The organism is Paraburkholderia sp. BR10141, assembly GCF_056155635.1.
The window spans coordinates 1-25,809 of the sequence record NZ_JBMIQH010000036.1 but is presented as its reverse complement, the minus strand read 5'-3'; the positions used below and the strand labels follow the sequence as shown (position 1 = coordinate 25,809).

The window sequence follows — 25,809 nt, the reverse complement described above, 5'->3', positions numbered from 1 at the left end:
GCGTCGAGCTTGCCCGGTCAATCAGGAATGACGGACAGGCCGAAAATGAATCAGCAAGGGACGAGTGAGAGCATGAACAAGGTTTTTTATGTGCCTGGCACGGCGCACGCCATCGACTACGCGCGCGAGATGCCCGATGGCCGCTGTATTTCCTACTGGCAAGGCCGCACGCTGGAAGAGATCGCGGAGGACCACCCCGGCGCGATTCTTTGCGATGAGGCGGAATTTCTCCGGCAGCAGTCCGCCGCGCTGAAGCAACCGCCGCAGGCTATTACCGAGCGGGAGTATTACGAAGCGCTTGAGGTCATGCCGCCGCTGAACTGGCGCGGCGAGGCGGGTTTCGAGTCGTTCATGTTCTGCGAGTTTTACAGCGGAAACGTCACCTATATCTACGTTCGCAACCGCGCGAGCGGGAAACACTGGAAGCTGCGCGATGACGCGGGCCTTTCGCACGATGACATCGTGCGGCGCGTGACCGCGCAACCGGGCGGGCAGGCGTGACCATGTACCGGATCTATCAGCCTGGCGCGCATTCGGTCTACTGCACCAGCGCCCAGCAGGTCGCGCAGCAGTGCCGCACGGCCATGCAGCGCAACTTGCACGGGCTCATCTACCTACGACGCGGCGAGGCATGGTCACTGCTCGCGCGCTTCGAACCGTGGTACGGGATCGTACTGGCCTGAACCACGGCGAATTTTTCGACCGGGAACCGCGCAGCCGCGCTAGAATTCCCGGTGCCGAATCCGTTTGACTCCAGCTAGGTTTGACGGCAGGCAGGGCGGGGGGTGTTGCTGCACCCTCCGCCATTTTCTTTTGTGCCGCGCCCCTTCACGCCCTTGCGACCCTCACGCGCGATTTTTTCCCGCCGCGCCCGAGCCGCCCCCCTTCCTGCAAGCCCTCTTTGAGCCGCCGCGCACCACAGCCGCATCGGCGCGCACCGTCGCGCCCGGATTGAGCCGCACGGGGACCCTCTGGGGAGAGCGGCGACCCGGCGCGCAGCGCCGGGGCAATCCGGTTGGGCCTCTGTGCCCCACTGTCTTTTTCGGGCTTGAGCGCTTCGCAGGTGCAATAGTCACCCGTGACGCAGAAGTGACCCAAAAGTGACCCCGACGTGACCCAGAAGTGACCTGACTCCGGCGCGCAATCGCCCACATGTCCGATAGTGACCCGAGAGTGACCCGAACCTGACCCGAAGGTGACCTAAGTATGTTGTGGCCCGTGCGATGACGCGTAATTTTTGGAGACTATGAGGCACGACAGGTATGTTTACGGGTCACTACGTGCCCCGTAAAATACCACGTGCCAAAGGGGTTCCCCCTTTGAAACCCCCGCGGCCAGGGCCGCGTGGAAAACCACACCGGCGATCGACGATCGCGTAAAAATGCGGACGCGTGCCGCGTGCATTGAGAGGCTGGCAAGTTGGCAGAGAAGACGCCCTCCAAGCGGCTCGGCAAGCCGATCGCATTCCGTCTCACGGACGAAGACCGTGAGGCGTATCTGGCTAAGGTCGAAATGTCGGGACTCACGCAGTCGGAGTTTTTCCGGCAGGCAGTACTTGAGAACCGCACGCAGATCGTCGCCCGCCAGAGGCCAACCGTTGACCGCAAGCGGCTGCTTTTCATCATCAGCAGGGCGGGCAACAACATCAACCAGCTTGCTCACCGGGCGAATGCGGAGCACGTCAAGGGCAAGCTGACCGAGGCGACGTATGAACGCCTGCTGGACGAGTTGCAGTTTATTTCCCGCTACCTGAACGCGACCCTGGGGAGCATCGACTAGGCATGCTGATCCGCATCAAGGGCCACGTTGCTGGCGTTAAGGAGTACCTGGAAACCGGGCAGAAGCAGGGGCGTGAGCTCGGGCGGGATGAACTGGATGAACGGGTCATTCTCGCGGGTGACCTGGATCTGGCCAACCACATCATCGAGGCGATGGAGAGTGACGGCGAGCGTTACCTGACCATCACCTTGTCCTTTCGTGAGGATGTGGTCGACGAGCGCATGCTGCGGGACATCACCGCAGACTTCGAGCGTTTCATGTTCGCTGCCTACCGGCCGGAAGAATACTGCTTCTACGCGGAGGCCCATCTGCCGCGTGTGAAGGCATACGAGCACCGCAAGAGCGGCGAGCGCGTCGTGCGCAAGCCGCACATTCATATCGTCGTGCCCAAGGAAAACCTGCTAAGCGGCCAGAAGCTTGATCCGTTCGCGATGGTCAAGTACCAGGAACGCTATATCGATGCGTTCCAGGAGCACATCAACCAGCGCTACGGGCTCGCCAGCCCGAAAGACCATCGGCGTGCGGATCTGACCGATGCATCCGAGATGATCGCGCGGTACAAGGGCGACATGTTCACCGGCGGGAACCGCGAGCTAAAGGCTGCGATTCTGGAGGCGGTACTTGAACGGGGCATCGAGCGCCAGGAGGATTTCCGGGCGCTGCTGGAAGAGTTCGGCGAGAGGCGTACCCGCAACGAGGGTCGCGAATCCGAGTATGAGAACGTGAAGCCCGAGGGCGCAGCAAAAGGCGTGAACCTGAAGGAGTACGTGTTCTCGCGCGACTTCATCGAGCTCGAGGCGCATCGCAAGGAAGCGATGCTCGGTTCGCGCTTTGAGGACGCCTATTCCGAGGCGGGTGCAGTGCGGCCGACGCCGGAAGACCTCAGCGCAACGCTCGCCGAGTGGCACGAAGTGCGTTCGAAGGAAGTCAAGTATTTCAACGGGGGCAACCTCAAGGCTTACCCCTTCTACCAGCAGGCCGACATGCAATCGCGTCAGGCGCTGCTGGCCGAGCGCGAGGAGCGCTTTTACCAACGTTTCAGCGAGGACCACATCCATGAGCACATTGAACGAGAGCAACGAGGCTACACCGAGCGCATCGGAGCCGACTGGCACCCTGGCTACTGCGGCGCCGGCGAGCCGGAGATTGCCCCCGTTGCCGGAGGAAAGGACGGACGCGGCGTCGCGAGAAATGCTGGAATCGGAGTCGATCGTGAGCCTGACGCTGGCCCAGATCGAGCGAGCCAAGCGCCCGAATCCGCCGACCGTCTGCGAGGTGTGCCCGGCTTCAATGTGGATGGAATCGACCAAGACGGAATTGCGCTGCTATTGCCGGATCATGCATCGTTACACTTGGGAGACGTCGGAGCCACACGCCCTGAAGCGCTGCGATGGCCTGGCGCTCGCCCAGGAGCAGGCGGACAAGGCGCGGGCGTCGCGGGCACGCGCCTGAGCGGGCTGGATGCCCAGGTGGCGGGCATGTACCAGGCGTTCGCGTTCGCGGGGCCGGACGAGCGGGCGATGATGATTGCCGATAGCGCACGCAAGTTCGACATCGAGGAGTTCGGCCTGAAAGGCGGTATCGCGTTTGTCGATCCCTACGCGCCGGACCCGGAAGGCGGGTCACTCGCAGACATCGGCTCGCTGCGCGACGTGCCGGGTTTCCTGGATGGCGCAGGGGCAGGGCGGCGCGATGCCGGTCAGGAGGTCACGGCAGCGTCGCTCGGGGGCCTTGAGGAAGCCGAGATGCGCATGTGGGCGTTTGGCGAGGGCATGGAGGCGGGCGCACGTCATCCGGTGCATCGTCGCGCTGACGATCGCCTCGCGTCCGCACGGTCGGCAAGCCGTGTGCGACCCGAGCGGGAGCGGGGCCGCTTCAACGATCGCGCACGTGAATCGACGGGCCGCGAGAAGGACAGCGCACTCCACCAGCACGCGCGCGATCACGTCGAGCGGCAGTATCGCGGTCATAGCGCCGTGCTCGGTGAGTTTCAGCAGATCCGGCAGTCACTTGATGCCGGCCGCCTGCTCGCTGCCCTCGCGCACAGTCACGGGCTGATCGCAAGCAAATACGCGGTGACGAAGGGGCGCTACGGCAGCGACCGCATCCAGTGCGGTGCGCGCAATCTGAATGTATCGGACTTTCTCACGAAGGAGATGCACCTGCCCTGGGTCGAGGCAGCACGCATCCTGCGCGACACGTATGCCCGGCAGCTGGGCCGCGAGCCTTCGCACGCTCCCGTGCGCGCGCCGCATCTTTCGCTCTGGAAGGAGTTTCAAGGGCATCGCGAAACGGAGATCGCGCGCGAGCGCAACGCGTGGGAGGCGCAGCGCGCCAGTGAGAAGGAGCGGCGACAAGCCTCTGTGGGCGACTACAAGGCCACACGGTCACGCATCGAGGCAGACGATGCGCTGAGCCGGGCCGACCGACGTGCGGCACTTTCGCTCGCACGCATGGAGAAAGTCGAGCGGGACAGCAGCCTGCGCGCTGCGATCGAGGGGGAGAGGGCGGCGCTGCGGCGCACGTCGCGCCTGCCGTTTGGTGAGCACTACCGCGAATTCCTTCAGGAGAGGGCGCAAGGCGGCGACACCGCGGCGCTACGCGAACTGCGCCGGTTGCGCCCGATCGATCCACCGGCACACGATGGATTGTCGCTGCGGCCGCCGCGCGATCGCGAAGACAATGCGATTGTTTTCGCCGGAGGGCTGACCCACGAGGTGGACCGGTACGGCGTCGTCACGTACAAGCTGAGCGGCGTGAATGTCATGTCCGACGAAGGCAACTCGGTGCGCGTCTGGACCACCCAGGATGCAGCCATCGAGAACGCGCTGCGACTCGCAGCACAGAAGTTCGGGCGCGAGATCCGCCTTGAAGGCCCGGCGCATTTTCAGGAGCAGGCAGCTCGCATGGCGGCCGATTTGCGGATGAATGTCCGCTTTGACGAGCCGGCGCTGAACGACATCATGGATGCGCGGCGTGAGCAGATTGATGCACTGGATGCCGAGCAGCGGCAGGCACAACGCCAGTACGACACAGCCATGCGTGCGCTCGCACGGCAGATTCGGGATGGACGCAGCGAGGGGCGTGCGCCCGACAGCGATCCGGAGCGGGGCGATCGGACAGATTCCGAGCACGATCCAGGCCTCGAGCGATAAGGCGCGCGTCGTTCGCGACCTGGTTGCCGGGCAGGGTTGCAGCAGTCTTCAGCGCGAAACGGGGTTAGCGGGAAATGCGACTAACCGTCGTTCGCGCTAACCCCTTGCGAATTGACCAACCGCGGCGTGAATCATCAGCTCGCAGCCACTGCCGGGCGCTTGGTGCCGCGATTCGCCACAACCAGCAATGCAATGGCCGTGACCACGGCGAGCGCGCCGATTTTTTCGAACAGCGTAAGCGGCATCGACCACGCGTCGAAGTACCGGGATGCGTCCCAGCGCGCGAAGAAGGATGCGCTTAGCTCAAGATATCCGGCAAAAGCTAATGCCATGCCAGCGATGCCCGCGATCCGCCGCGCACCGCCAGTCGGCACGACCCATTGATAGACCGCGAACCAGAGCCAAAAGAACGCGAGATCAACCACGATACTCAACAGGGTATGGTGTTCGTACATGCTTCCTCTACCGTGCGCGCCTGAGTTAGTCGACCATCCAGTTCATATCAGGGCCGCCGCCTCTTCTGGCATCACAAACTTCTGTCTCCCATTGCTTGAGCATCACTGTTTCACCGAGATCGCGGCGCTGGCGCTTCTCATCGAGTTGATGCATATCCTGCTGAAGTTGGGCTACGACCCTCGCGCTGGCTGCATCGGCGGTTTGATCCACCACGCCTAATGCGCCCTGCGCGCGCACGGTTGTCATGGAAGCGACTGTTATCACCAAAAGTGCTGTGCTGATTAGCGTGTGTCGCATTTGTTTCCTATACCGGGTTGCCGCGTTGGTCGCACTTAAAATCCTTCGCCGTCGTGCTGGCTGGGCCGTAGGTTTCTTCATGGCAGACGGCACCGTTGCGAATCAGCCATTCGCCTCCTACCGCACGCTTGTCAGTTCCATTCGGCTGAACGTCTACCAGGTATCGCCGCGTGTCTTTCACGACGACCGGAGAAAAAACATCGATCCCAAGCATCTGCGCGGATGCCGTGGACGAAAGAATGGCTGTCATCGACAGCCCAAGCACCAAAAGCAGGTTCTTCATTGTCGTATTTTCCTTAGACCTCCGAACTGCCGATCCACTGACCGCCGAGATACGAATCGGCGCCGTAGTGTCCGTTCACGAATGCCTTCACGTCTGGGCGATCCAGAACTGCATGCAAGGTGCTGTGCGACCACGCGGACGTCGGTTCAATACGGAGCTTCGCGGCACCAGCCAGGTCCACGAGGATGAACGGTTCACGTTCGTTCCCGGTGAGCAGGTCGGGCTCGCCGGGACAGCCCGGCAGTGCGACGAGTTTCAACGTTGTCACTGCGGCTTGCCTTCCGGCGGGCCACACCTGGAAGCAAGCTCAGGCGGCGGCGGGCCGTCTGGTCTGCCTGCGTCGTGCGGGCCACCGGGTGGCGGTGGTGGCTTGCCGCCTCCTTGTCTTGCGCCCTCGGGAGGCGGGCCGGGCGGCGGCCCGCCACAGGGCGGCGGCGGGCGATGCTGTGAGAGTCCTTCGGCGGGAGGATCGGGCTGGGCGGAACTGGTTTGCGCCGAAGCGATGCCCGTGACGCAGCCCATCAATGCGAACACAACGAGTGCCTTGCGATTCATGGATCGATCCTGTCGGCTGCCGGCCGACCTGCGGTGCGCTGACGCGCCGGCTCGTTTTCACGCGTTATACCCGCCCCATGTGTCAGACAGACCGCTGAAGGAGGGGAGGGGAATCTGCGTGCGCGTGGCGTATGCCGCGCATTCCGGAATACCTGGTCGGAGCAAGACATGACGCGTTGGGCATTCTACACGCGGAATATATGACGTTATACGTACTGTATCATGACGGATAAAGTCACATTGCGCGGTACAGCTCGCCGCATCTCCCGTTGCAGTCGGGACTGGCCGGCACGCCGTCGTGGCGCGGGTATTTCCGATGCGCCGCGCGTATGGCAGCTAATGCTGGCGATACTGCGCGGCGATGTGACCGGCTCCCTCGAGTGCGTAGAGCAGGGGCTGTTGCAATCCGGCGATTGTCTGCGCGGCAGGTTGCGCTCGAAGTCCCTGGACATTCCACAGGCCTCAAAGACTCCTGATCGTCACTCAGGCGTTGCCGTGAGCGCCTTCCAGCAGGATCTCGGCATTCTGGGAGATCGTATGGATAGAGCCCCAGATATTGAACGCGATGCACTCGTGAAGGCGAAATGCGGCTTCACTGCCGTCGCTGAACGTCACGCAATAAGTCACAAATGAACCACGAGCAGTGAACTCGCTTTGGGCCACGACGTTGTTCAATGTCAGTTCGCCGACTTCCTCTGGGGAAAACGGCGGCTTCATGCTGAGGATGGTGTTGTAGGGATGTTCAGGCGGCAGCCCGGCAGCAAGCTCGGGGTTGCGGTCGAACTGGAACATCAGCCTCTGGTGATTGCCTTTCCGAATGTACACGGCAATTGCATCAACGATTTTCTGGCTTTCCGCCGGTGACAGATGAAGCAGCTGATCGCGGCCATCGAGTCGCCGGAGCTTGAGGCAGACTCCGGCGGCCTTGCCAGCGGTGGTAATGATGGTTGCGTTGAACGCTGCAACGTCGTCCGGGCCAAGCGGTTTTGGATCGATTTCGGTCATGCGATTCCTGTGGTGTGGTGGCGTCGAGCAACAGCTAGCTTTGCGCTCCGGTGGCTTCGAATTTCTGTTGTGCCCGCAACGTGATCGCGGGAGCGCGACCCATTCTGCCACGACTGTGTTCGCGCGGCAGCTTGCGAGTGGCTTGTGCTGAAGTTCAAGTCGATGGCTGGACGAAAACGGCGGGACCCGGTGTGCACGGCCGCCACAACCGTCGCGCGCTCGGCACGCTTTTCCGAGGTTTGCCAGTCTCGCTTTGGACACAGGCCGATTACCGGTTATCCTCGCGCCGTTAACCTCTGAATAAGTCGTTTTTCGGTCTGGAAAAGTATGGCTAAAACTCCCTACATTGAAGACGCGCGCTTAAAGCACCTGCTGAAAGTCTCCGCCATTTCGGGCGAGAGCCGCGAGCGCAACGTGGCGTTGCTCATGGGTGATATACGGGACAGGCATGATGCTCACTGAGGTTGCGCGCCTGCCGGTTTCGGCATACCTCAAAGGCGACGGGGCTTTGCTTGAGAAGTCCAAGATCGCCGCAGAACTCGCCTACAACGGCAAGAAGCGCCCGTTGTGGTGGTCAAATGCAAAGGTGGTCAACGCAATCGACAAGTACCTAACATTCCGCATCGAGAGCGGGCACGGCGCCACGACGCGCAAGGCCGCATATCGCGGCCTTGATCCAGAGTCGCCATTGTTTCTCACGGGCGATGGCAAACCGTACCGCTTGATGGCGCGAAAGACCTCCACCGGGGCTGTCAGTTACTCATGTGATTCCATGAGCCAACTCTTCCGCAAGCTGCACTCTCAATCTGGCATAGAGGGAGCAAGTGCAATGTCCGGGCGCCGAACGTTTGCTGTGCGTTTGCATCGACTCGGATTCGATCTTCGTCACATAAACGAGCTACTTGGACACGAAACACTGACGGCAACAAAGCGATTGATCGACGCCGATCCGGTCCGTCTAGGAGCGATTGTCGCAGGCGTAATTTGGCAACAACGGCATCTGGCGTAGCCCGAGGCGGCTGGCGTGACACGGAACGCCAGCTGTAATAACATTGTGTTGACTACCGAGGCTGCGCGGTGTAACATTGTTATTACTTTGGAGGGTTTTATGAGAACGACGATTCGCAGAATGGGGAACTCGCAGGGCGTGCTGATCCCGAAGCCCGTCCTTGCGCAACTCGGGCTGGAGAGCGAAGTGGAAATGGAAGTCGAGAACGACGCGATTGTTCTGCGCCGTCCGAAGCACAAAGCCCGTGAGGGTTGGGCGGATGCGAGCAAGGCTCTGGCCGAGAGTGGCGGCGATGCGCTGGTCATGGGCGAGTTTTCGAATGCCGATGACGCGGAGCTTGCATGGTGATGCGCGGGGAAGTCTGGTTGGTTGCGCTCGATCCGACGCTTGGTAGCGAGATTCAAAAGACGCGCCCCTGTGTCGTCGTTTCGCCTCCCGAAATGCACGACCACTTGCGCACAGTCATCGTCGCGCCGATGACTTCCAAGGGGCGTCCTGCGCCGTTTCGGATTCCTGTGACGTTCAAGCGCAAACAGGGCTTGATTCTTCTGGATCAGATTCGCGCAGTAGACAAGGTTCGCCTGGTCAAGAAGGAGGGCGCAGTGGCCGATAAGACGTTGTTGGACACCCTGCGAACCTTGCAGGAAGTCTTTGCGGAATAAGGAACAGCAGACATGAGCGACCTCATTCAGATCGCGCCTGGCGTCCTGTTCAGTACGGCTGTGCTGAAGGAGGAATGGGGCAGTGAGCATCGACAGAACCGGGCGAAAACGCAAGCAAGCGGAGGCGCAACGACAGCGAAGCGGCAGGTAACGGCAATCGCCGGGGGAGAGGGTTCCGCACGCGAAGTCGATCCGCGACAGATTGATCTTTTGTAGACGGACTGGAAGATTGCGTGGCGATTTTCGCGTGTGCGCAACAGGAAACCCGGCCGGTATCAGCGTGAAGCATCAAGCGTCAATTGAGGTGACCATGACACATTGCAGAGTTCGGGTAAAGGGCGGTCGGGAAATAGCCGGCTACGCGCAAGACGGCGCGCGTCTTCAAGTGATGCCCGGTGAATACGAGGCGCGGTGGATCTCGATTGCTCGTGGTCAAGACCCGACCCTTCGCGCAGCACTTAGGGTCTTCGGCGCTGACAGTCGGGGCGGTGACCTCGACGTCTTGCGCGCAGAATTTGCCGACGACCTGGCACACTTTCCGAATTTGAGCGACGAGAGCAAATTCGAAATTCTTGCGGTGCGTGACTGACAGGAAAACATGACCATCAACAAGGCATTCGCACTCGGTGTTGCTGCGAGCTTGGTGCTTGGGCAATAGTCGCGTTCGCGGTCACAAGAAACGCGATGGCGGACAAGCAGATTGACGTGCTCACCGCAGGCGTATTTTGGGGGTGTCGCAATGCGCCGGATGGCAAGGTCCTAACCGACGAAAAGCGATGCCTGGAGCTTGCCGACGATATGCGCGGGATGGCTCGGCAGGAAGCGTAGAAAAAAGCGCATCCCGCGCTGCCGTTTTAGCCCGGAAAATTCGCCGCCGCGCGCGGCACTGGAAAGCAAGACAATGAGAACCGCCGCATACGTCGTTGCGCTCATTGCTGCGCTTGCATATGGCTGCAGCCAGCATCAAGCGTCCGACGACGCAAAAGAGTCGCAGTTGTCGGCCGCTCGTGCCGCGAACGAACAGATTCAGATGGCGATCGCAGAGAGCAAATGCGGCGACCCAGGAGAGCCGCAAGGGTTGTGTTCGCACTTGAAGCAAGCGCAAGCAGACGTTGACAACACGATATATCGGATAAACGGCGGTCAAGAATAAGCGAAGCGAGAAATTGGACACGTAGCGCTGCGCTATCCAGAGCGTGACGCTACACACAGGAAAACGGGTTAGAAACGTGAGCGAAGGTTTGATTGCATTGGTCGGCGATGTCCTCAGTCTCGCCGACCTCCCCGGTGGCAACGTCGCAGGGTTTGGCCTGAAACAGCTTATGACAAAGCGTCTCGATGCCGCTCGCGAAGTACTGCTGAGTGAACTGGCTCGAGGCCAATCGCGCGTCAGTGAGGTGGATCTCGAAGAGGGCCTTGCCATAGTCTATCGGTTCCTCCGTGCCGCTCAAGAGGGCGCATCGCGCGTCAACCTTCGGCTGTTGTCGCAGATCATCGCGAATCAAGTGTGGATGGGCACAATGAAGGCCGACGAGTTCCTCTACTACGCAGACATTCTCGGTCCACTGCGGAGAGACGAGATACTCCTAATTGGTTCTCTTCACAGGAACTGGTTTGATGAGCGTAGACCCTCGCTTGATATTGGCCAGCGGCGCATTGAGACCATCGGCGCAATGAAAGCTGATTTGGTGCCTAGGGTCTTCGAAAGCGATGCCGATCTTTTTGCAATCGCGGATTCTTTGACCCGTACCGGACTGATCACGACGGTTGCTGCTTACGGCGGATCGTTTTACGAGCCCTCACCCCTCCTCCAACGGGTGGTTCGTATGGTCGACTTCGAAGCTGCCGCTGCATAGGAAAATCACCTATGACGACGAACGGACTCGCAACTCGCAGAGCGATCGAAGACGCCGACGCTCGCCTGCACATCGCAGGTCTGCCGACGTTCAGCGAGACTATCCGCGCGCTCAACCTCGTCTTTAATAATGGCGGCGACATTCATGAATCGGGCTGCGGGTTTTGGGATGGTGCGAACGAAGCCGAAGCCAAGTTTGACCGGCGCTTTCGACGGCCAGTGCTCGATCACTCGCGGAGACCCCGCACCGCGCCGACCGAAACAGCGCTCAACGTGCCGTTTTCGGACAAGGATCGAGCGAAGGCGTTAGGCGCTCGCTGGAACGCCAACCGGAGAAATTGGGTTGCCCCGGCAGGTTCCGACCTGAACAGATTCAAAAGGTGGCTGTAGACCGCTAAACGTAACGGAAAATTACAGGAAAGCGTAATGAAATTGTCATCACGAGCCGTATCGACTGTGCTGCTCGCTTCGTTTGTCTCGACGGGGATTTCGCTGTGCGTCGGACTGCCTGCGATGCGCGACGAAAGCTCGGCCCGAACGCTTGGTCTCGTCTCCGCAACGTTCGCGATCAAAAACACCACCATCTATAACGATCTTCAGATGGTCGATCAATCTCAACGTTCCGCGCTACTCGCGGCTCACCGGATTCCGTCCGTCGAAAAGCTGAAGTCCTCGATGGACGATATGTCAGCTATGACGCGCGACTCGGAAGCTGAGGAAGACGCAGCGAATCAGCGTAAGTCGATTTCCTTTGGCGTAATGGTCGCGTCGATGGGCGTTTTGGGATTGGCTGCAATGTGTGCTGTGGCCATTTTGCGTAACGCCTCATCCGCACTTTCCGCATAGGAAAATAGGAAAGCAGAGAAAACAGCGAGAACCGGATCGATAAGAACGATGATTGACATTACCCAGCGAATTCCGAGAAATATCACGGAGATCAAAAGGCGCTGCGACGCCGATCCAGACGCCTTTCTTGCTACGACCATAGACCTCCGCGAGTCAGACTTTGCGCTAATTGGCCAGCTGATCCAGCTATATTGCTACGCTGACTTAAGCGCTCGGCGCATCATTGACACGTTACGACACGCCGCGCTTGGGACCGAGGCTCGCAATGCTTCACGTCTTCAAGATGCGCAAGTGTTCGTGAAATTGCGAGAGATAGTTGCTGAGCTAAGGGATTCAGATCTGAAAGAAGGAATTCTCAAAGCGGCTGATACTATTGAGATGCACCGAATACTCCGTCACAACTTTGCCCATTGGGCAGCCCGTCGGATCGCAAACGAAGACGCGCTGCTTCTATTTACAAAAAATGCACGCGAAGCAGAGCGTCGAGACGGGGTTCCGCAAGATCCGGTTGAACTGAAATATGCAATCGTCCCGCTCGCTACCTTCCCCAGCGAGATCCGAAAATTGGACGGGCACGTTAAGTATTTGGCGCAATCCGCGGAACACGTGGAGCAATATTTCGTCGAATTTCAGCAAAGATTTGCAGAAAATAGACATAAGCTAAAGCTGAGTGATTGATGTACCGTTGTGCTTCGGCGTTTGCGGCGTAACCGCGGGCCACAACGAACCGGAAAATTCGAAGACATGGAACGAACGCTAACGAAGGCGATCTTGGTGTTGGCGAGTGCCCTTATCGTGTCTGATGCGGTCGGACAGACACAACCGCCACCGCTGTCCGTGAGAGTTGACGCATGTAGCCGTGTGGCTAAAGTCGTTAACTGGATCTATCAACAGCGTAATGCTGGCGCGGACCAGGGCGCGACCAACAGGGCAATCCTCGAACTGAACATCAGCGAAGTATTGGGGCCGCAAATCACCTCAATTACCGACGACCAAAGCAGAGAGGGTCTACGCAAGGTCATTCTCCAATCGGTCGACCAAGCCTATTCGCATCCTCGCGGAGCGCGGACGCCGGGGGAGGGCGAGGCCCTGTATTTTCAAGGCTGCGCTCAAGGTGCCGCGGCTGATGAGCAAAAGCATAATCAGTAGGAATGTTGAGCGGCGATTTTCGCGTGCGCGAAAGGAATACGGCAAGAATGAGCACACATGAAATGGCGGATGCCCTAGTGGCTTGGTTACGTCAACGGCCCAGCGCGACGGTGAGCGACGTCACAGCCTCTGGCCTCATGAACTCGCGTACGGCTTCAGATGCGGTGCAGTATGCGCTTCGGTGTGGAGCCCTCGAGCGCGTTGTCCGCCGTGGTGCGAGCGCTAAGGATCGCGTGCATTATCGAGCGACGGGCGTAGCGCTGCCGATACCGCGCACGCACGGAGCGCAACCGTCCTTCGATGGCCTGTTGCAGGCGTGGGGCATCGTACTCGAACCGCTTGAGCTTCAGGCGAGCGAGTCGCGGAGGCATCAGATTTCCGATTGCTAGCAGGAAAACGAGAGGAAGGGCAACTCATGGTTACTTACCCCATTCACATCAAGCGCGACCAGTACGGCGGCCGCGATGCGAAAAAACGGCAAAAAACAGCCGACCGAAATCGTATTGCCTCTGAGCTTGAGGGATATATCAACCAGCTACTGCTGAAGCAAGAAGTACCCGTTCAGGTTTACGACTTCGCAGACATCGCGCGTGCGACTGGCTACTCAATCGACGTCGTTTCCGAACTGGGCTACTCGATTAATGGCGGCGGCAACGGCTTTACGGCGTGGAAGCATGGGATGACCTACGACGCTGCCATTGCCGCGAACAGCGCCTCAACCAATTAGACACGGAAAATTGACCATGCTTTCCAGTCCTGTTAGTTGTCTCGCTCTCGTTGCGTGTCCGGTCGTAGTTATCGTATCGGCATGGAGGCTCCTGAAGGTCTTTCGGTTTATTGCGACGCATCCAGAGTGGAAACACGAGTGGGTCAGCGTCAAGCGCCCCTTGGGGCACGATGTGGGCTTGTGCGAGGACCACTGCAAGCATTGCCCTGCTACAAACCAGTGGACAAACGGATAACGGAGCGGGTGTAGGCGGGGCTCACTTCACGGCGTAGTCGTCACGAGCCACGTATCGGAAAATCGGAAAACAAGAAGATGGCTGATGGTTACTTGATCCCAGATCGTCTCGGAGACGTTCTAGCGCTGATCCAAGTCTTGGCGCTGGACCGTCACTCCCATCGTAGTGAAAGTGGCTTACGCGACGAACTGGACGGAGCACCGCGGTCTGGCGTTAGCTGGGAGCAGGTTGCCAAAGAGCATCGCGAATTCTTCCGCGTTGCATCGTCAGGCACTCACCGAGTGTCACTTGTCGCACGTCATGTAACGCCCGGCGATGAGGACGGCACCGACTGGTTGCCTGCTGACTATACGGGCAAGTTGCTCACCTTAGCCGTCGATCTTCACGACAGGGCTGAACGGAGATCCCAGCGCTGGCAGGTCTACGTGCCCATTTTCTCGGCCATTGTTGCCTTGTTGAGTACCGGGGCCGCATGGGTGGCCGCGATTAAACATCACTGACACCGGAAAATTGGCGCGTAGAGCGCCCCGCACGGCCGGTAGCCGACATGAGACGTTTATCAACATGGAAATTCTATTCATTGGTGGTGTTGCTGACGGCGAAACTCACGACCTCGCTGGCAACGTTATGAAATCGCGTCATTCATTCAAGCTCTCGGGCGACTTTCCATCCGATTCGCTGCGTCATCACGACTACGAGCGCCAGGTGTTCGTTGTTCGTCGTCGTCACGCTGAGGAAGACGAGGGGGCGCAGTTCATGGTTTGGGATGGGCTTCCGAAAAGCGTGGTCGATGCGCTGGTCGCAGCGCGCGCCGGTGTGAAAGTGGTCTCTTAACGACACAACGGAAAACAGTTACATCTGATCAAGGCGGGGATTGTAGGCAATGCCCGTTGGTCCGAAGGGAGGGCGTCATGGCGTCACTTGTTTTAGAGCTACAGCGCGAAGCGTTGAACACCCAAGGCAGCGTGGCGCACCTGTTGCGCATGGCATTTGTCGTCGCGCGAAAACTCGGCGTCTCCGAATTTGAAAGATGGGTCAGCGCCGAAATGAATGGCTACAAGGACGCCGAGGACTTGCCGGAATATCGTTTGCTCTCGGGTTCAGTCAAGGTCTTCAACGACTATCACGGATGGCAGCCGCTGAGATTTGCCGAACCGAAGTGGGCAGAGCGCCTGTCGAAACGGCCAATATTCGACTCGATCGCGAAACTGGAAAACATGCTCGCTGAGACAGAGAAACCGGGCGAGTTTATGGTGTCGTTCGTTCCCGAAGTCGAGCGAAATCTGATGGACGCGATGGTAGGACCCAAGATGCAACCCGCGACCGCTATCAGCAGGGCATCCGTTCAGGGCGTCATCGATACGGTGCGCAACGTTGTTCTCGACTGGTCACTGAAGTTGGAAAGCAGCGGCGTGTTGGGAGAGGATATGACGTTTTCGGATGAGGAAAAGCAACGTGTGCCGGAGCCACCCACGCCGGCACCGGTCGCATATTACGCACAGAACCAGACGGTCATCCACAGCATGCAGCAGTCTCAGGTTCAGCAAGCCACGACCGACTCCACGCAGACCTTCGTGCAGGCGCCGCCTGACCTGGCAGCGGTCACGACCCTGATGACACGACTGCGGGAACAGCTACAAGTACTTGATCTGACGACCGAGGCGCGCGATGAGGTCGAAGCTGACATAGCAACCATCGAGGCTCAGGCGAAATCGCATAAACCTCGATTCGCGATCATCCGGGAAACAATGCATAGCATCCGATCGGTCGTCGAACAGGCAGCCGGAAGCGCCGTCGGCGCGGGGTTGGTGGCCGAACTCACGCGCCTTCTTTCCTGACAGGGCCGCAACGCAACGGAAAATTCGCCGGCGCGTGACTGCGGTAGGTAGTCACCGGAAAAAACACTGACGTGAAAAGAGCCGGGTACCGGCTCTTGGCTTTTGCCTTCATGTGGATCACTGGCGATTGGCACATCAGCCCTATCAAGAGCTTCGTGAGCGAATAGCGCCGCGATTTTCGCGTGCGCGAAACGACGGTCGGAAGCCTATAGGAGCACGCGAGGGCGTAAGCGGAGCATGGATATTGACTCGAGCCACCTGATGGCGATTTCGCGTCTTCATTCCCAATCTTGTGCGAAACTCATAGCGAAAATACTTTTAAACACTTTCGATATGTTTGAGATCATCAGGGCGGGCAATTTAACTATCCACACAATGTGCGTAGTTAGTCGACGAGGTGCTTATGCTGGAAGTTACCGGTCGTTTCACCCTTGAGGTTGCGAAAAAACTGCTTGAGAATGCCGTCAAGGGGAATCCACATTTCAAGCCACACAAAGGCTTGCACGGTGGCTGCTCATGGTTCTACGTTTCTGGTAATGCGCACTCAGGTGTCGAGGACGACAGAAATGCGATTGTAGAAGTACATGCGTGGATAGACGAAGTCTACGTTATGAAAGACACGCGCCTTGTTATGGACGCAATAAGACATACGAAGAAAACGCACCCAGGTTTACTAAAAGAGCCAAAACCAGAGGACAAACGAGGGCCGAATTGGGTTGAGGCAGCAGACAAAAAGTCCGGTGAAATCTTTGACGTGCTGACCTGGAATTATATTGGCGACACGTGTGCAAAACGAGACAAAGCGACCGAACTTCATATACCGGCGGGGTGCAAGCTAAGTATGGAAGCGGGTGTATTCCTGCTTGTTCCTCCAAGGGTGGCTGAACACCTAAACGTCAGGTTTGATGAGTTGCGAAGCGAGAATCTAACCGTCTTCGACGCTGCAAGCTTCTCGGTCGATGCATATGTTACGTCGCTCGCGGACAGGGAGTACGCAAAAAATAGCGGCGATCTCTCGAACGTTGTCACCCTTTGGATTGGTCCATTCAGGGATGGCGGTCCGGGCGTGGTCGAAAGGGCAACTTCCGATATTGAGTGGAACTTGAGGCCATCGTACGGAACGACCGAGGTCGTGCGTATGTTCATGTTGCGGACGGTGAATTTCAGAGGTGGTGGGGGCAAAGAGGTAAGCGAAACAGGGACTTTTGAAGTGGTGAGTCTCGTCTACCCAAATTACCGGGAAGCGCGACGTGCATACAAGAAGCTTTTACTCGAGGCAGAAACATATCCAAAGGTACATTGCTTCGCCGGGCAGACGTGGGGGGATAAAAAGAAGGGACCAGTGCGTTTACCGGACGGGAAAACCTTAGCAAGCGATGTTGAAGAAGTTGTCCTTGGACGGACCTACGATCCCATCTAGCAAAGTCGCGGGCTGCTGCGGCAGGCGGCCACAAGGGAGCGCGCGAACATGGCCATGACGCCAATAGGACTCCATAGCAATTTTACATAAGCTTCATGATCAACGTTTGTATTGTATTGTATGGTATTTGTATGAGAGCCGCTGCCCAAAGCGGATCGCGGTGATGGGTGGAGGGGCATAACTATTAAGGGAGAACGTAGGGCTGCCAATACGGGTTATCAGACTTGACGATGTTCGCAAACTTGAAAAACTACGCGCCCCGGCCTGGAGAAGTCGGATGCGGCGGCACTGGGGCGATGATAGGAAGGGTGATGCGTCCGCCGGCGCGGTCCATTCTGGCGCTTGCGATGGGTGTTCGCCGCGATGTTGCGGGCCAGCCCGTTTTGCGCCACGATCGGGTGGCCCAGACTTTTATTCGCCTGCATGGCCGACCGCCTCAAACTTGTTGCCCTCGCATTGCCCGCCGGCTGCGCCCCCGAAACCCTGCCGCCGGCAGTCGCCGCGTTCATCGCGGCCTGCTGGCCCGGCATGAGCCGCGCCCAGTTGCTCGACCGCGCGCGGCGCCTGGCGCTGGCTGCCTCGCTGCGCGCGCGCCCGGAATCCGGCCCGGACGGCCTGCGGCTGTACGCGCTGGTGCTCATGATGGGTGAGGTGCGGGTGGAGCTGGTGGCGCACGTGCGCCGGCTCGCGCGCCGCCGCGGCACCCGACGCGCCAGGGCGTCGCTGCCGCCGGCGCGGGACGTGCGGCAGGGCGGGCTTTTCTAAGCCGTGTCTGGATTTCATAGGCATCGACGCGGCAAAGGCTCGGAGCGACACGATCAATCCGGACGAATTCCAGGAACACAGTGAGGCCCTGCGAACGTTGCACCATTCTCTTGAGGCGTGGCTCAGGCTACGACAACGCAACCCCCTTGACTTCTAATAGTGGTCCGTGCGGGGCGATTCGGTAGTTACGTCCAATAACGCGCCCTTATCGCTAACATGGGTCCGCGATATAGCCGCTCTTCTCGGACACGTCACGATGAATCACCGTTCACGAGCGAGGCGTCAGACGAGTGTCGACCCGAAGCAGTTCTCCGCGCCAATCGCGAAACTGAAGCCGCTTCGAAGATAATGATGTTCATCCTTGGATCGCCATATATGGCTTCAGCGCGCCGTGCCAGTCTCGCTCAAAGACGACCTGCTAAGGTTTATTTGGATCGCCACGGGCCATTGTCTGGCGATAAATACATATATATAAGTCCCGATTGAACGTTCCAATAGTGACCGCTCCGGCCATCTTATTTTGCCGGCTTCCGCTGTGGTCCGCTCTTGCTCAGCTGTCCGGGGGGCGTACCAGCCCCGCGAATGTTAACGAACTTGCTAAGCGTGTCGAACCAGAAAGGCGCACCGAGCGATACTGCTGCAACCGAGAGAATGAGCCCGACTATCTTCAGAAGCCATCCAAGAGGGCTTGTCGGGAAGTCAGTCGTGGCGTCTTTGTTCAAGGTCCAGCCGATTGGAAGACCGAGCGTTTCTGACTGTTTCACAACTATTGTTCGTAAGGCCGTCATGTCCACGCCGGATGCGTCGCTTGCTGACTTCGCCGCCGATGCGTCGCTTGCCGGTGCGTCGCTTGCCGGTGCGTCGCTTGCCGGTGCGTCGCTCGCTGGCTTCGCAGCTGAAGTCCCGTGGTCTGGTTTTTGGGCGATCGTGCCACTCTCCCCGTTAGGCGCTGCCGGCGCCGCAGTTCGTATGACCTGCGCTGCCGCTCCTGTCAATGCCGTCCGCAACGTATCGTTGGCAGCCAGGGCTTGAACAAGCATGATGGTATCGGCATTTGCCCCAACAACCGCAAAGCCGGACACAACAATGAGGACGACCTGAGTCCACCGCTTGTACCAACCTGTTACACGGTCCATGGCATGGCTGTACCACATATCGATGTTAGTTTGAAACGCCTCGATCCGTCGCTCAGCGAAGTCGGCCTTACCTACGAAAGTTGCGGTCTCCCGGCGTGCTTTTTCGACGAGCAATAGCAGGGAGTCTCTCGTGTGGCCGGCTGGAACCTGTTGTCGAATGGCGTTCTCGATACTCTCCAACGGATCGGGAATCTGTGCGGCCAGCATACGTCCATCATCCAGTGCAACTGCGAACTGCTGTGCCGCCGTCTGAACGACCTTGAAGTTCTTGCCCATATCAGCTGCTTTGGCCGTCTGCGAGGCCAGTTGGAGCTGCTGGGTGACGCCGGCGGCTTTGGTGAACATCGCCTGAGCTTCGTTGAGCGATTGCTTCGCTGCGACAGCCGCAGCGACAAGTGAAGCATTTCCAGGATTGGTAGCCGCAGCGGCAGCGGCCTGGTTGAACGCTTGCTGGCGATCGCTCAGAAGGCGGCCCCAGCAAGGATGGAACGCCGCACCGGTTGAGGAAAGGATATCGACGAGTGCCGATGAGACAATCTTCGACGGGATGTACGACGGCAATCGGTTCTTTTGATCCGGATCCGAAGCGAACTCGGAAATGCCGCTCACCAGCCCATGCGAATAAAGTTGCTGTGCAAGCCCGGTGAAGGTCGGGTCGTTAAGCAGGTTCTTCACGCCTTCAAATAGCGTCTTCCCACGTTTGTTCAGGACCGAGGCAAAGACCTCCATGATTGATGTGCAGACGAGACTTATTAGCAAATAGATGAAGGCGACACCGATCGCGATCTCGATTGACGCTGAGCCTAGCATTCGAAGCCCCCTATCGGTTTGTTCTGGTGCAAGACAGATGTAATGAAGAGCATTGATGCATCCAGGCCGCAATCATGGATTGCGTACGTCTGTTCGCGCAGCACCTGCAGCAGGGGCGAACCAGGCACCGTCCATACCTTGACCGAATCTTCTTCGTCAGAACTGAAGCGAAAAGTCAGCATTAGATACGACCAACAATCGTACTCATGCTCAATCGGGTCAACAAATATGTTTTGATTGGGTACGATTTCGATTGCGCCGAGGCATATCACTGGGACTATAGGATATGCAGCGCGGACCCAACGTTTATCGGAAACACAACTGTGTGTGATCCCGCACACTTTGAAGCGCAAGAGGTTGTCGGCGTTCGGCAGTCTGCTATAACCCCAGCAAGATGACACAAGGTGAAGTAATCGCGCGGCAATCAAGGTGCGATTGGATAGCTAGCATTTCGATCGATTTATTTGTCGGAGGCACCCGTGACTTTGACATTACTTTCGAATTTGAGCGACGCGTGCCCGCTCGACACATTGCCGCAAGCTGAGGTTAGCGAACTGCAAGCGGCATTGAGCATGCTCGGATATCCGGTGGGCGATATTGATGGCCTGGTTGGCCCGAGAACGCGCACGGCCTGGGCAGAATTCAAAACGGATGTTTTTCAGGGCAACCCAGATATGGTCGGCCCGCAGTCGATCGCTGCGTTGCAGGCAAAACTCTCGGCGTTCGACACTTCGACTTACGATTTTTCCACACCGAACGGCACTATTGAGGCGATTAAAGCCGGCTGCACACAGCAAGGCATTGGATTGCCCGGGCAGATTGCCTATGTCCTTGCCACGGTGGAATGGGAAACGGCGAAGACGTTCAAGCCTGTCAAGGAGGCCTTTTGGCTCGACGAGAATTGGCGAAGACTCAACCTGAAATACTACCCGTACTACGGGCGCGGCTACGTTCAGCTCACCTGGAGGAACAACTACGAGACCTATGCCAAACTGCTGAATGTCGATCTCGTAACCCAACCCGACGACGCCCTCGTTCCTCAGTCCGCGCTCTTCGTTTTGTGCCACGGCTTCAAAACTGGAACATTCACGGGGCGCAAAATTACCGATTACCTGAATGCGACGCAAAACGATTTTGTCAGTGCTCGACGCTGTATCAACGGTACGGACCATGCCGCTGATATAGCTGTGTTGGCTCAACGCTATCTTTTGTCTTGAGCATATGTCGCGCCTGGTGCGCCTCAATCGCCGTCCGCTCATTCGCAGAAAGGATGAAGGATGTTGCAAGATCGAACTCGGAGACATCGTGCGCGATGTACAAGTGCCAAGAAATGTTGCCCGCAGCTTTCATCAGTTGCAGTCGTTTTTCCACTTGAGTTGGAACAGCAACTTCTGACTGCCCAACCGCTCATGAAGGTTCGAAGCCTCGCCCCGAGCGTATCTAAATCGGACCAAGCATGGTCCCTCGGCGACGCCTGGCGCCAGAGTGACAGGTGTACTCGCTGCTGTTTCGCGTGCTTTCGCCGGAATCTTGACCGCGTAATCGATGAACAGTTCTTCGCCGGGCTGGATGTCCCTAAGCGCGCTGATGTAGACGCGGCCTGATTGCTCGACTTTCGCATGTCATTGCACTCACGGTTCCGGCTGAATCACCACGCATGTTCTTTGCCTATACCACTTTTCGATTTCCTCGGCGGTCCGTGGGTCGTCGTAGAGGCGACTGTGTATGAACTTCCCCACGAAAGCCGACAGCACGATGATGAGCGACCTTAGCGCGCCGTCCGAGTGGAGTGTCATCGGGCAACGCGTGATCTGCAAGGCATCGATCTGCGGCGTGCGCTCGGGGTGAATGTCGAGACAAAAGTGATCGGCAACGCGCATCGTACCGGTCCCCAGTGCTGAAGGAAGTGACAATAAGATGCTCAACAACCATAGTGAAAGTGGAACCATCACGCACAGCGCGAACGTCATCAGGAACGTGCCGGCCGTGTACAGAAATGCATCGACTTCAGTCGTCAGATGCGGCGAGTTCCAGACGCGATACACGTTCAGCGCACACGCGGCCAGTGGTGTCAGCACGGCCACTATCGGAGCAAGACGCGTCGCAAGTATCCGTATCAGACGATGAAAAATGTCGCCGAGCATGCGAATTATGCGGAGCGTCCAGTACGCCTCGTCCGGCGCGAGCCAAATGCACAACGTCGGCGCGGACCATGGGCTCACGGCCTTCCAGCGATCCATCGACAGGCTACGCAGCTTTGCCAGCGGCGGCTCTTCGGAATCGAAACGTACGGAAAGAAAGAGCCAGTAAACACCGAAGATAAATACAAATGCGGTCGCATAACGAATCGGTTCGAGGACATGAGTCACAGAGACTAGCCACGGCCAATGATGTTCGATCCACCTATACGGGGCGCCCAGAGGGCCGCTTAGGATCGAATCGGCCGCTAGCTTGAACAGAAAAGCCCCTCCATAGAAGAGCGCGCAGCCGATCATGAGATACAGCAGATAACGAATGGCCCGGAGCACCGTTGTGTCACGTTGCACAAAGTGGAAAAACGGTGTGCCAAGCGACACAACACCGACACGTTGGCGCTCGGGAATGGCGTCGATGGCGGCGAGCGCGATGTTTCCCCCATGACTATGCGCAACGATGAGAAAGCGCGTATCTGGATTCGTCGATGTCTCGCACGCGAGCTGTCGGCGAAGCTTGTGAATCGCACCTAGCCTGCCGACGTGACGATTACTTCCAGACCAGACGAACTTGGAAAACGTGACACCTCTCGGATCGAGTGTGGACAGGTTATTCGCCAAAAGCGAATCCGGCTCGATCCACGTGCTTTTGCTTGCGAAGGTTCCGTGCACAAGGATGCATCGCAGGCCGCCGGACGACCGGGTTGTTGCAGCGGCCTCAGAGGCTCGATTCGTTCCGTCCATGGAAGGTTCCCAAGCCTGCGGTAGCGAAGTGGAACGGACGCCGCCCTGTGGGGGCACCGACTATTCACTGATAGGTGACGGAGAACTATTTGTCCAGACCGGCTACATAGGAAATGTGAGCATGCGAACACACCATGCCCACCGATCCGCGCGTGCATCGATTCCACGCCGGAGCCCTCTAATACCAAAAAGGCCCGCTCGCGAAGAGCATTCGATCGACTTTCACCGATAAACTCCTCCGCCAGATCCTAACTACCGTTCCGTTCGGCGTGGGCGTCACTGCATTAAAGAAGTAGCGTACTCGCCGCCGCATTCCACGCTTCCCGCGCATGCTGCTCCAGCACATCTGGTCGACGGACCGGAAGCTGATGGGCGGTTGCAGACTCCTTTGCGGACATTCGCAAACCATCGTCGAATACGCATATCCGAAGTCGGTCTGCTGGCTTGTCTGTACGGGTTAAGTCTGTTGCTCCCAATGCGCGTGGCTTTCGAAGGTTCGATAACCATGTCTTGCGGCCGCTTGAGTAGAGTAACGATCATGCGGCAGATCTGCGTCAGCGCTCGCTCACGTTACATCCAGCAAGACGTAGATTACGAATAACACTACGGCACTCCAAATGCCCCAGCGCTTCCAGGCGGTTCGATCGCGTGTGACACCGACGCCCACCAGAGCGAGGAGTCCAACAAGTGCCGTCCAGACCATGAAAGGTGTAAGGTTCGCGAGAAATCGCATTCGCCCGAGATCTGATGCTACCGTTTCGCCCGGCAAATTGTCGGACGCGTATTCCGCGAATTTGAGTAAATGTTCGAGATTGTCGACCCGAGCGTCAGCCCGAAGCGCCTCGCCGTGTCCGCCCGGATACCAACCTACCTGTACGACGTGCGACCCCGCAATCAGTGAACTACTTGCACCGAACAACAGGACGCCGCCTGGCCCGACATCGCTAAATCCCAAAGCGCGGAGCGCCGGACAGAGAATTCCCACTGGCCAGTCTCCAGACGCTGTTTCGTAGCGCAAGGCGTCGACCTGGCCGCGCCTGAACACGGTAGTCCAGTCGAAGTCCACAGGCAGAACCGGCGCCGCGAGCACGACATTTTGAAATCGCATGGACGGCGTTGAGAGCAGGCTCTCCCCAAGAATATAAGTACCGTTACTATGACCAATGAAGTCAAATCGAGTATTGGGATTTTCCGCCAGAAGTTGCGCGTAGAGGTCGCGGAACGTTGGTATCGGCTTTCTGCGCAGTGGACGAAGTGCGAAATGGGCCGCTGAGAAATAGCCGTATTCGATCGAATAGACGTTGCCTTTTCCGTAGATGGTACTTCTCTCCGCGCGTGTGCGAAGGGTTTTGACCCAGTCCGAGTTTGTGGAGTCTCGAATACCGCGCGCAATAATCAGCACGCGTCGAGGCGGATAGGCCGTGTACGGAGAAGAGGCCGTGTTAAACAGTTGCTCGCGGTAGGCTGCCCACCTGCTTTGGGGGTCCGACGTAAACGCCGCCTCCAGGCGCTGCATGTCCCGGTGCGTCGCGTCGGGGATACGGAACAACACCGGTCCACTAAAAGCAGTCAGGTCCGCGTTATCGTGCTCATTGACGACGGAATCGCGCGTGCCCCAGAACTGGACGACCTGCGGTATTCTCCGTTCAGGGTGGCCCTCCCTCGCGTCCTGGAGTTGCCCAAAGAAGCGAATCCACGCAATGCGTGTGTCGGCGATGAAATCCGAACCCGAGAGAAAATCTTCGACAACCAGATGCGGATGCGGAAAGGTTCTGCCCAACCAGGCTAACGGCTGCAACCACCAAGTCAGTTTGTCGGGCGGCACACCCTTGTTCACCGAAGCAAACAGCAAGATTTTGTCCACCTTGTCCGTCCACTTGTCAGGAGACGCTTCCTGTTCGGACATGGCTCCGGCGCCAACAAGATATGCGTTGCGTACCAACATCCCACCGAGGCTGTGGCCGATCAACGTGACGCTGCTATAGGCGTTGTCACGGACCTTCTCGCCGATGCATGCGGCAATGGATGTCGCAACATCGCGAGCGTGACCGACTGTAGCGTAGCCGATGTCGTGGTCGTAAACCAACCACGCGATCTCGCTGCTTCGTGGATCCTGCTTCAATCGGGCCAGAAACGAGCTCCATTCCGCGGGCCCTTGCGTTGTCGCAGGGACGACAACGACGAGCCGACTAGGAGAAGGCCCCAGAGGCTCAGGCGCCGGGCAAGGGGTGGCCGTCGCGTTTCGCGATCCGAACGATATGGCAAACCATACCAGAACGTGGAGAAAGCGCCCCGGTGGAAAGCGATTCAACATCTCGATGATCCTCTGTCACGTGGAAGCAGCCCGAATTCGTGATTATTTTTTCCTTGATTTCGGTTGCAAATAGACCAAGCAGCGCTCAATGATAGAGAGGTGCACGCACCGCCAAATGCAATGACATGCTCTAACGTGCACGAAGTAAAGCTAATCGAGCGACGACGTGTTAGGTTGCGCACGTTCGACACGCTGCTGGATCTGTTTAACCAAGAGCAAAAAATTGGGCCGCCGATAGGCGGCAGAGCTATGCGACCGACTCGCTCTGCGCCGCTGGCCGCAGCATGGGCTACTGTTGTCGCCCGTGGCCGATCAAGGACCCGCCACCGGCTCAGCCTCAAGGCGAGGCGATCATGATCGAAAGAGTCTACGCATCGCGTTCGCGACAGAGGGAAGCCGGGGCGGGCGCTGCATCACACGATTTCTCCGGCGTTGAGGTTTGACTAATAAATAGATGCATTGTGATAATCAAACTTAGTGTGTCACGAACGAAGGCGCGTTTTGTCGCAATAACGCGGTCAAGTAAAATCCACCGACGACAACGCATGACAAGCATGATGACAAAGACGAAGACGCC

At 58.2% G+C, this 25,809-nt stretch carries 32 protein-coding genes; 21 read left to right on the top strand and 11 right to left on the bottom strand.

Annotated elements, in window-relative coordinates:
• The first annotated feature begins 72 nt into the window (after window positions 1–72).
• The 4 genes from ACOJB8_RS33680 (at window position 73) to ACOJB8_RS33665 (ending at window position 4,934) form a co-directional block, all read left to right on the top strand.
• Complete coding sequence (locus ACOJB8_RS33680; protein ID WP_475016418.1) at window positions 73–501, top strand: hypothetical protein; 429 nt, start codon at window positions 73–75, stop codon at window positions 499–501.
• A gap of 2 nt (window positions 502–503) precedes the next feature.
• The gene (locus ACOJB8_RS33675) at window positions 504–683 is read left to right on the top strand and encodes a hypothetical protein (protein WP_368619411.1); all 180 of its coding nucleotides are present in this window, start codon (window positions 504–506) and stop codon (window positions 681–683) included.
• Window positions 684–1,419: 736 nt separating this feature from the next.
• A complete protein-coding gene (locus ACOJB8_RS33670) occupies window positions 1,420–1,779 on the top strand; it encodes a plasmid mobilization protein (protein WP_475016416.1) in 360 nt (119 codons plus the stop codon).
• A gap of 2 nt (window positions 1,780–1,781) precedes the next feature.
• The gene (locus tag ACOJB8_RS33665) at window positions 1,782–4,934 is read left to right on the top strand and encodes an LPD7 domain-containing protein (protein WP_475016414.1); all 3,153 of its coding nucleotides are present in this window, start codon (window positions 1,782–1,784) and stop codon (window positions 4,932–4,934) included.
• 134 nt (window positions 4,935–5,068) lie between these two features.
• Here ACOJB8_RS33665 and ACOJB8_RS33660 read toward each other — a convergent pair whose 3' ends face one another.
• From ACOJB8_RS33660 to ACOJB8_RS33640, 5 genes are all read right to left on the bottom strand, one after another.
• Entirely contained in the window at window positions 5,069–5,389 is a 321-nt protein-coding gene (locus ACOJB8_RS33660) for a hypothetical protein (RefSeq protein ID WP_475016413.1), read from the bottom strand.
• Window positions 5,390–5,414: 25 nt separating this feature from the next.
• On the bottom strand, window positions 5,415–5,636 hold the full coding sequence (locus ACOJB8_RS33655) for a hypothetical protein (RefSeq protein ID WP_475016411.1): 222 nt from the start codon (window positions 5,634–5,636) through the stop codon (window positions 5,415–5,417).
• A gap of 58 nt (window positions 5,637–5,694) precedes the next feature.
• Complete coding sequence (locus tag ACOJB8_RS33650) at window positions 5,695–5,970, bottom strand: hypothetical protein (RefSeq protein ID WP_475016409.1); 276 nt, start codon at window positions 5,968–5,970, stop codon at window positions 5,695–5,697.
• Between the two features lie 13 nt (window positions 5,971–5,983).
• Window positions 5,984–6,238, bottom strand: a complete 255-nt coding sequence (locus ACOJB8_RS33645; RefSeq protein ID WP_475016408.1) for a hypothetical protein — start codon at window positions 6,236–6,238, stop codon at window positions 5,984–5,986.
• A 770-nt stretch (window positions 6,239–7,008) separates the two neighbouring features.
• Window positions 7,009–7,530: a hypothetical protein gene (locus ACOJB8_RS33640; protein ID WP_475016407.1), complete on the bottom strand. Its 522-nt coding sequence runs from the start codon at window positions 7,528–7,530 to the stop codon at window positions 7,009–7,011.
• Between the two features lie 448 nt (window positions 7,531–7,978).
• Here ACOJB8_RS33640 and ACOJB8_RS33635 point away from each other — a divergent pair, with 448 nt between their 5' ends.
• The 5 genes from ACOJB8_RS33635 (at window position 7,979) to ACOJB8_RS33615 (ending at window position 9,790) form a co-directional block, all read left to right on the top strand.
• The gene (locus ACOJB8_RS33635) at window positions 7,979–8,539 is read left to right on the top strand and encodes a tyrosine-type recombinase/integrase (protein ID WP_475016405.1); all 561 of its coding nucleotides are present in this window, start codon (window positions 7,979–7,981) and stop codon (window positions 8,537–8,539) included.
• 99 nt (window positions 8,540–8,638) lie between these two features.
• On the top strand, window positions 8,639–8,887 hold the full coding sequence (locus ACOJB8_RS33630; protein ID WP_475016403.1) for an AbrB/MazE/SpoVT family DNA-binding domain-containing protein: 249 nt from the start codon (window positions 8,639–8,641) through the stop codon (window positions 8,885–8,887).
• A complete protein-coding gene (locus tag ACOJB8_RS33625; RefSeq protein ID WP_007183024.1) occupies window positions 8,881–9,201 on the top strand; it encodes a type II toxin-antitoxin system PemK/MazF family toxin in 321 nt (106 codons plus the stop codon). The genes ACOJB8_RS33630 and ACOJB8_RS33625 overlap by 7 nt, the downstream gene beginning before the upstream one ends.
• 12 nt (window positions 9,202–9,213) lie before the next feature.
• A complete protein-coding gene (locus ACOJB8_RS33620; protein ID WP_475016401.1) occupies window positions 9,214–9,417 on the top strand; it encodes a hypothetical protein in 204 nt (67 codons plus the stop codon).
• Window positions 9,418–9,430: 13 nt separating this feature from the next.
• Entirely contained in the window at window positions 9,431–9,790 is a 360-nt protein-coding gene (locus ACOJB8_RS33615) for a hypothetical protein (protein ID WP_475016399.1), read from the top strand.
• A 170-nt stretch (window positions 9,791–9,960) separates the two neighbouring features.
• Here ACOJB8_RS33615 and ACOJB8_RS33610 read toward each other — a convergent pair whose 3' ends face one another.
• Window positions 9,961–10,134 (bottom strand): hypothetical protein, encoded by a 174-nt coding sequence (locus ACOJB8_RS33610; protein ID WP_475016397.1) that lies wholly within the window; start codon window positions 10,132–10,134, stop codon window positions 9,961–9,963.
• A 296-nt stretch (window positions 10,135–10,430) separates the two neighbouring features.
• Between ACOJB8_RS33610 and ACOJB8_RS33605 the strand changes: the two genes are divergently transcribed.
• The 11 genes from ACOJB8_RS33605 to ACOJB8_RS33555 all read left to right on the top strand — a co-directional run bounded on the left by ACOJB8_RS33605 (window position 10,431) and on the right by ACOJB8_RS33555 (window position 18,036).
• The gene (locus ACOJB8_RS33605; RefSeq protein ID WP_475016395.1) at window positions 10,431–11,057 is read left to right on the top strand and encodes a hypothetical protein; all 627 of its coding nucleotides are present in this window, start codon (window positions 10,431–10,433) and stop codon (window positions 11,055–11,057) included.
• 11 nt (window positions 11,058–11,068) lie between these two features.
• On the top strand, window positions 11,069–11,446 hold the full coding sequence (locus ACOJB8_RS33600) for a DUF5710 domain-containing protein (RefSeq protein ID WP_475016393.1): 378 nt from the start codon (window positions 11,069–11,071) through the stop codon (window positions 11,444–11,446).
• A 36-nt stretch (window positions 11,447–11,482) separates the two neighbouring features.
• Window positions 11,483–11,902: a hypothetical protein gene (locus ACOJB8_RS33595; RefSeq protein WP_475016391.1), complete on the top strand. Its 420-nt coding sequence runs from the start codon at window positions 11,483–11,485 to the stop codon at window positions 11,900–11,902.
• A 48-nt stretch (window positions 11,903–11,950) separates the two neighbouring features.
• The gene (locus tag ACOJB8_RS33590) at window positions 11,951–12,580 is read left to right on the top strand and encodes a hypothetical protein (protein WP_475016389.1); all 630 of its coding nucleotides are present in this window, start codon (window positions 11,951–11,953) and stop codon (window positions 12,578–12,580) included.
• Between the two features lie 66 nt (window positions 12,581–12,646).
• Window positions 12,647–13,051, top strand: a complete 405-nt coding sequence (locus ACOJB8_RS33585; RefSeq protein ID WP_475016388.1) for a hypothetical protein — start codon at window positions 12,647–12,649, stop codon at window positions 13,049–13,051.
• A 415-nt stretch (window positions 13,052–13,466) separates the two neighbouring features.
• Window positions 13,467–13,778: a hypothetical protein gene (locus ACOJB8_RS33580; RefSeq protein ID WP_475016386.1), complete on the top strand. Its 312-nt coding sequence runs from the start codon at window positions 13,467–13,469 to the stop codon at window positions 13,776–13,778.
• Between the two features lie 312 nt (window positions 13,779–14,090).
• Entirely contained in the window at window positions 14,091–14,513 is a 423-nt protein-coding gene (locus tag ACOJB8_RS33575) for a hypothetical protein (protein ID WP_475016384.1), read from the top strand.
• Between the two features lie 64 nt (window positions 14,514–14,577).
• A complete protein-coding gene (locus ACOJB8_RS33570; RefSeq protein ID WP_475016382.1) occupies window positions 14,578–14,847 on the top strand; it encodes a hypothetical protein in 270 nt (89 codons plus the stop codon).
• A gap of 77 nt (window positions 14,848–14,924) precedes the next feature.
• The gene (locus tag ACOJB8_RS33565) at window positions 14,925–15,851 is read left to right on the top strand and encodes an AbiTii domain-containing protein (RefSeq protein WP_475016380.1); all 927 of its coding nucleotides are present in this window, start codon (window positions 14,925–14,927) and stop codon (window positions 15,849–15,851) included.
• Window positions 15,852–16,254: 403 nt separating this feature from the next.
• The gene (locus ACOJB8_RS33560; protein WP_475016379.1) at window positions 16,255–17,271 is read left to right on the top strand and encodes a hypothetical protein; all 1,017 of its coding nucleotides are present in this window, start codon (window positions 16,255–16,257) and stop codon (window positions 17,269–17,271) included.
• Between the two features lie 351 nt (window positions 17,272–17,622).
• The gene (locus tag ACOJB8_RS33555; protein ID WP_475016377.1) at window positions 17,623–18,036 is read left to right on the top strand and encodes a hypothetical protein; all 414 of its coding nucleotides are present in this window, start codon (window positions 17,623–17,625) and stop codon (window positions 18,034–18,036) included.
• 515 nt (window positions 18,037–18,551) lie between these two features.
• Here ACOJB8_RS33555 and ACOJB8_RS33550 read toward each other — a convergent pair.
• The gene (locus ACOJB8_RS33550) at window positions 18,552–19,901 is read right to left on the bottom strand and encodes a hypothetical protein (protein WP_475016375.1); all 1,350 of its coding nucleotides are present in this window, start codon (window positions 19,899–19,901) and stop codon (window positions 18,552–18,554) included.
• A gap of 560 nt (window positions 19,902–20,461) precedes the next feature.
• Here ACOJB8_RS33550 and ACOJB8_RS33545 point away from each other — a divergent pair.
• Window positions 20,462–21,199 carry a hypothetical protein gene (locus tag ACOJB8_RS33545; protein ID WP_475016373.1) on the top strand — a complete coding sequence of 246 codons (738 nt, stop codon included), beginning with the start codon at window positions 20,462–20,464 and terminating at the stop codon, window positions 21,197–21,199.
• A 132-nt stretch (window positions 21,200–21,331) separates the two neighbouring features.
• Here ACOJB8_RS33545 and ACOJB8_RS33540 read toward each other — a convergent pair whose 3' ends face one another.
• The 4 genes from ACOJB8_RS33540 to ACOJB8_RS33525 all read right to left on the bottom strand — a co-directional run.
• Complete coding sequence (locus tag ACOJB8_RS33540) at window positions 21,332–21,571, bottom strand: hypothetical protein (protein WP_475016485.1); 240 nt, start codon at window positions 21,569–21,571, stop codon at window positions 21,332–21,334.
• A 42-nt stretch (window positions 21,572–21,613) separates the two neighbouring features.
• Window positions 21,614–22,918, bottom strand: coding sequence for an esterase/lipase family protein (locus ACOJB8_RS33535; RefSeq protein ID WP_475016371.1), 1,305 nt, complete (start codon window positions 22,916–22,918; stop codon window positions 21,614–21,616).
• Window positions 22,919–23,483: 565 nt separating this feature from the next.
• Window positions 23,484–25,232 carry an alpha/beta fold hydrolase gene (locus tag ACOJB8_RS33530; RefSeq protein WP_475016369.1) on the bottom strand — a complete coding sequence of 583 codons (1,749 nt, stop codon included), beginning with the start codon at window positions 25,230–25,232 and terminating at the stop codon, window positions 23,484–23,486.
• Window positions 25,233–25,599: 367 nt separating this feature from the next.
• Window positions 25,600–25,809: hypothetical protein (locus ACOJB8_RS33525; RefSeq protein WP_475016367.1), on the bottom strand; the 210-nt coding region annotated here is incomplete at its 5' end.

Bases quoted from the DNA above. Each gene is read 5' to 3' on its own strand.
- ACOJB8_RS33680 (WP_475016418.1), top strand. From the start codon at position 73: ATGAACAAGGTTTTTTATGTGCCTGGCACGGCGCACGCCATCGACTAC.
- ACOJB8_RS33535 (WP_475016371.1), bottom strand. From the start codon at position 22,918: ATGGACGGAACGAATCGAGCCTCTGAGGCCGCTGCAACAACCCGGTCG.
- ACOJB8_RS33600 (WP_475016393.1), top strand. From the start codon at position 11,069: ATGACGACGAACGGACTCGCAACTCGCAGAGCGATCGAAGACGCCGAC.
- ACOJB8_RS33580 (WP_475016386.1), top strand. From the start codon at position 13,467: ATGGTTACTTACCCCATTCACATCAAGCGCGACCAGTACGGCGGCCGC.
- ACOJB8_RS33650 (WP_475016409.1), bottom strand. From the start codon at position 5,970: ATGAAGAACCTGCTTTTGGTGCTTGGGCTGTCGATGACAGCCATTCTT.
- ACOJB8_RS33640 (WP_475016407.1), bottom strand. From the start codon at position 7,530: ATGACCGAAATCGATCCAAAACCGCTTGGCCCGGACGACGTTGCAGCG.
- ACOJB8_RS33575 (WP_475016384.1), top strand. From the start codon at position 14,091: ATGGCTGATGGTTACTTGATCCCAGATCGTCTCGGAGACGTTCTAGCG.
- ACOJB8_RS33610 (WP_475016397.1), bottom strand. From the start codon at position 10,134: ATGAGCGCAACGACGTATGCGGCGGTTCTCATTGTCTTGCTTTCCAGT.
- ACOJB8_RS33595 (WP_475016391.1), top strand. From the start codon at position 11,483: ATGAAATTGTCATCACGAGCCGTATCGACTGTGCTGCTCGCTTCGTTT.
- ACOJB8_RS33625 (WP_007183024.1), top strand. From the start codon at position 8,881: ATGGTGATGCGCGGGGAAGTCTGGTTGGTTGCGCTCGATCCGACGCTT.
- ACOJB8_RS33635 (WP_475016405.1), top strand. From the start codon at position 7,979: ATGATGCTCACTGAGGTTGCGCGCCTGCCGGTTTCGGCATACCTCAAA.
- ACOJB8_RS33655 (WP_475016411.1), bottom strand. From the start codon at position 5,636: ATGACAACCGTGCGCGCGCAGGGCGCATTAGGCGTGGTGGATCAAACC.
- ACOJB8_RS33530 (WP_475016369.1), bottom strand. From the start codon at position 25,232: ATGTTGAATCGCTTTCCACCGGGGCGCTTTCTCCACGTTCTGGTATGG.
- ACOJB8_RS33675 (WP_368619411.1), top strand. From the start codon at position 504: ATGTACCGGATCTATCAGCCTGGCGCGCATTCGGTCTACTGCACCAGC.
- ACOJB8_RS33570 (WP_475016382.1), top strand. From the start codon at position 14,578: ATGGAAATTCTATTCATTGGTGGTGTTGCTGACGGCGAAACTCACGAC.
- ACOJB8_RS33560 (WP_475016379.1), top strand. From the start codon at position 16,255: ATGCTGGAAGTTACCGGTCGTTTCACCCTTGAGGTTGCGAAAAAACTG.
- ACOJB8_RS33590 (WP_475016389.1), top strand. From the start codon at position 11,951: ATGATTGACATTACCCAGCGAATTCCGAGAAATATCACGGAGATCAAA.
- ACOJB8_RS33665 (WP_475016414.1), top strand. From the start codon at position 1,782: ATGCTGATCCGCATCAAGGGCCACGTTGCTGGCGTTAAGGAGTACCTG.
- ACOJB8_RS33660 (WP_475016413.1), bottom strand. From the start codon at position 5,389: ATGTACGAACACCATACCCTGTTGAGTATCGTGGTTGATCTCGCGTTC.
- ACOJB8_RS33620 (WP_475016401.1), top strand. From the start codon at position 9,214: ATGAGCGACCTCATTCAGATCGCGCCTGGCGTCCTGTTCAGTACGGCT.
- ACOJB8_RS33550 (WP_475016375.1), bottom strand. From the start codon at position 19,901: ATGGAGGTCTTTGCCTCGGTCCTGAACAAACGTGGGAAGACGCTATTT.
- ACOJB8_RS33585 (WP_475016388.1), top strand. From the start codon at position 12,647: ATGGAACGAACGCTAACGAAGGCGATCTTGGTGTTGGCGAGTGCCCTT.
- ACOJB8_RS33565 (WP_475016380.1), top strand. From the start codon at position 14,925: ATGGCGTCACTTGTTTTAGAGCTACAGCGCGAAGCGTTGAACACCCAA.
- ACOJB8_RS33630 (WP_475016403.1), top strand. From the start codon at position 8,639: ATGAGAACGACGATTCGCAGAATGGGGAACTCGCAGGGCGTGCTGATC.